Source organism: Salinibacterium sp. (assembly GCF_031364185.1).
In the GTDB taxonomy this organism is placed as follows: domain Bacteria; phylum Actinomycetota; class Actinomycetes; order Actinomycetales; family Microbacteriaceae; genus Rhodoglobus.
Map to the genome: position 1 here is coordinate 1 of NZ_JANLVV010000148.1, position 3,614 is coordinate 3,614.

4 protein-coding genes are annotated in these 3,614 nt (G+C 65.3%); 3 read left to right on the plus strand and 1 reads right to left on the minus strand.

Annotation, left to right across the window (positions count from 1 at the left end; all coding sequences use genetic code 11):
* Window positions 1-257 precede the first annotated feature (257 nt).
* The 3 genes from RMN95_RS06640 to RMN95_RS06650 all read left to right on the plus strand — a co-directional run bounded on the left by RMN95_RS06640 (window position 258) and on the right by RMN95_RS06650 (window position 3,305).
* Window positions 258-1,604: a sensor histidine kinase gene (locus RMN95_RS06640; protein WP_309616155.1), complete on the plus strand. Its 1,347-nt coding sequence runs from the start codon at window positions 258-260 to the stop codon at window positions 1,602-1,604.
* Complete coding sequence (locus tag RMN95_RS06645) at window positions 1,601-2,257, plus strand: response regulator transcription factor (protein ID WP_309616156.1); 657 nt, start codon at window positions 1,601-1,603, stop codon at window positions 2,255-2,257. Before RMN95_RS06640 ends, RMN95_RS06645 begins: the two co-directional genes overlap by 4 nt.
* A gap of 163 nt (window positions 2,258-2,420) precedes the next feature.
* Window positions 2,421-3,305, plus strand: a complete 885-nt coding sequence (locus RMN95_RS06650; RefSeq protein WP_309616157.1) for an ATP-binding cassette domain-containing protein — start codon at window positions 2,421-2,423, stop codon at window positions 3,303-3,305.
* Between the two features lie 80 nt (window positions 3,306-3,385).
* Here RMN95_RS06650 and RMN95_RS06655 read toward each other — a convergent pair.
* Window positions 3,386-3,614: hypothetical protein (locus tag RMN95_RS06655; RefSeq protein WP_309616158.1), on the minus strand; the 229-nt coding region annotated here is incomplete at its 5' end.

Here is a 3,614-nt window from a genome sequence, read left to right on the forward strand (position 1 = left end):
CGCCGTAGCGCTCGAGCAAGTATTGATTCCTTATCACGATGCCCGTTTTGTTTTTCGTATGCCCGCCAGTGACCGTTGGTCATGGTCCTTCATAGGCGATAGAGAACTCATCGGTGCGATCGAGCACTTGCGCGAACCGACATCATGACAGTGGTCAGTGGTCGAAGCTGCGGGCACGGACGACAGCAGGGTGACAACGACGCCGACTCCTCCCGGCGACGGATGCCCCGGCCGCACCCCTTCGATACCGTGGAGTCATGACCTCAGAGTGGGTGCGCCCGCGGCCCGGCAGCCGTTCGTATCGGCGCGACGCGCTCGCCGCGCTGGCCATCGCGCTGGGAGCCGGCGTGACCGCACTGCTTTACTCCCGAATGGGACTGTACCCAGATCCCGCCGAACCCTGGCTGACTGTCGTTGGGCTTGCCGCGATGACCCTGCCGCTCGCTCTGCGCCGACGGTTCCCCGAGGCCGTGGCCATCGTCGCGGCCGCTGCCTTCTATGTGTGCCAGCAGTTCTCGGTACCCGAGTTCCTGGTGAGCAACATTGCCCTGTTTGTCGCCGTCTACTCGTTGGGCGCTTGGGGTAAGAGTCGGCGTCGCGCCACCATCCTGCGATTATCGATCATCGCCGCGATGTTCGCCTGGGTGACCGTGAACCTCATCGTCACGGTCAGCGATCCCGAGCTTCTTCCCGAGGTGTCCCGATCCGGAGTGTTCTCGCAGTTCGCGGTGTTTGCCATCATCAACGTGCTCACCAACATCCTCTATTTCGGTGGTGCATACTTCTTCGGCGACTCGGCATGGGCGGCAGCGCGCGACAGGGCAGAACTGCAGTCCAGAACGATCGAGCTGGAGACGCAGCGTGAACTCGGCGCCGAGCAGGCCGTAGCACTCGACCGCATGCTCATCGCGCGGGAATTGCACGACGTCGTGGCGCATCACGTGTCGGTCATGGGGGTACAGGCGGGGGCTGCCCGGCGCATCCTGACCACCGATCCTGAGCAGGCACTCGGCTCTCTCGCGACGATAGAGCAGAGCGCTCGTGAGGCCGTCGACGAGTTGCATCGCCTGCTCACCACACTGCGCGATACGACTCCGGATGCCGCCAGCCGCAGTTCGTCGACGCTCGGGCTCGCACAGCTCCCTGCCCTGCTCACCGACATGACCGATGCCGGAATGCATGCCAACCTGACCGTCGTCGGCGCGGAACGACATGTAACCTCCCTGGCTGGTTTCACTCTCTATCGCGTTGCCCAGGAGGCGCTGACTAACGTTCGTAAGCACGCCGGTGATCGGGCCATTGCTGAGGTGAGGCTCCGCTACCTCGACAACGCCATCGAGCTGGAGGTGAGCAACACCGGAGTTGGCCGCGCCATCGCGAGGGGTGCCACCGGCGGTCTCGGCCTTATCGGTATGCGCGAGCGCGTACTCGCGGTCGGTGGCACGGTGGAGGCCGGAGCGCGACCGCACGGCGGCTTCCTGGTGCGCGCGGCGATCCCTGACCGCGGCACTGGATTTCCCGACCGTACGGCGGCGCTCCCCGATGGCGGAGCGACCCATCCCGACGGCAAGGCCGGCCATCCCGATCGCTGGACTAGCCTGTGACGCGGGTGCTGCTGGTCGACGACCAGGCGCTGATGCGAGCGGGGATCCGCGTCATCCTGAACAGCGAACCAGGTGTCGAGGTCGTCGGCGAGGCGAGCAACGGCGCCGACGGTGTTCGGCTGGCTAAACAGCTTGCTCCGGATGTGATCTGCATGGACGTGCAGATGCCGGGCATGGACGGGCTCGAGGCGACGCGGATTCTTGTCGCCGATGCGAGCGTACGCAGCCGCATCCTGATGCTGACGACGTTTGATAGTGACAGCTACCTGTTCGACGCGCTGAGCGCCGGCGCGAGCGGTTTTCTGCTCAAAACGGCGAGCCCGGAGCACCTGGTGGAGGCGGTGCAGGTGGTCGCCGCCGGGGATTCCCTGCTGAGCCCCGCTGTCACGAGGCGCGTCATCGAACGGTTCGGCGGCGCCTCCCACACCCTTCGTGAACGCACGGACTACCCCGAACTCACCGATCGAGAAGTCGAAGTACTGGCGCTTCTGGCGAAGGGCAACTCCAATTCGGAGATCGCGACCGAGCTGTTCGTCGGCGAGGCGACAGTGAAGACCCACGTCTCGAACGTGCTCGCGAAGCTCGGGGTGCGCGACCGAATTCGCGCGGTGGTCTGGGCCTACGAGAACGGTTTCGCCGTACCGGGCGAGTAGGCGGTATTCGCCGAGTTGACTCCGTCGAACCAGCGTCGAGCTTGTTGCGTCGGGTGTTGTCCGCCGCTCGGGGGAACCCACTTCCCCGCCGGGCGCCGGATGCCCCCGGCTGATCACCTCGCTAGCGTTGGGTAGGAGATGCTGTCGAAAAAAGGGGGGAATCATGCTCGAATTGCATTCGATAAATCGATCGTTCGGCGCCCGACAGGTGCTACACGATGTGTCGTTCACGGTCGAAGGGGGCCGCATGACGGGCTTTGTCGGCCGAAATGGCGCCGGCAAGACCACGACGATGCGCGTCATCCTGGGCGTGCTCGGAGCTTCGTCGGGCACGGTGACGCTCAACGGCTCGCCCGTGACCCCCCAGCAGCGCACCAGCTTCGGCTACATGCCGGAGGAGCGCGGCCTATACCCCAAGATGAAGGTCGCTGAGCAAATCATCTACCTCGGTCGCCTGCACGGGATGCCCGACGCGAAAGCTCGCTCGAACACCGCCGCGCTGCTGGAGCGACTGGGTCTCGGCGAGCGAGCGGATGACACGGTGGAGAGCCTGTCGCTCGGCAACCAGCAGCGCGCCCAGATCGCCGCGGCCCTGGTGCACGACCCCGACGTGCTCATCCTCGACGAACCGTTCAGCGGGCTCGACCCCGTCGCCGTCGAGGTGGTGTTGACCGTGCTGAAGGATTTTGCGGCCAGCGGTGCACCCGTGCTGTTTTCGTCGCACCAGCTCGACATCGTCGAGCGGCTCTGCGACGACCTGATCGTGATCGCGGACGGGGTCATCCGCGCCACCGGATCTCGCGAGGGTCTCCGCGCCCAACACTCCTTGCCGCGCTTCGACCTGCAGCTTGCGGGTGACGCGGGCTGGCTGCGCAGCGAGCCCGGCGTGACAGTGGTCGATTTCGACGGCGGATTCGCGCGGTTCGACGTCGACACGGATGCGACCTCCCAGCGAGTGCTCGAGAAGGCACTCGCCACCGGCACCGTGAAACGGTTCTCTCCCGTCGTTCCCTCACTCTCACAGATTTTCACGGAGGTAATCCAGTGACCACCTATCAAACGCCCGGCGCAATGCAGGCGACCTGGCTCGTTGCCGAGCGGGAGGTCAGGATGAAGCTTCGTAGCAAGTCATTCCTCATCTCCACCGCGATCACGATGCTGGCAATCCTCGCCGGCATCGTGATCGGCGGGATCGTGGGGGGCCAATCCCACCCAGCCGAAGATTGCCGCCGTCGGCAGCGCAATCGCGGTGGTGACGGAGACCGGCGCCTTCGATGTGGTCGAAGCGGCCACGGTCGCCGAGGCCGAAGACCTGGTCAGGTCGGAGACAGTCGAGGCAGCGGTCGTGCCGGGCTCC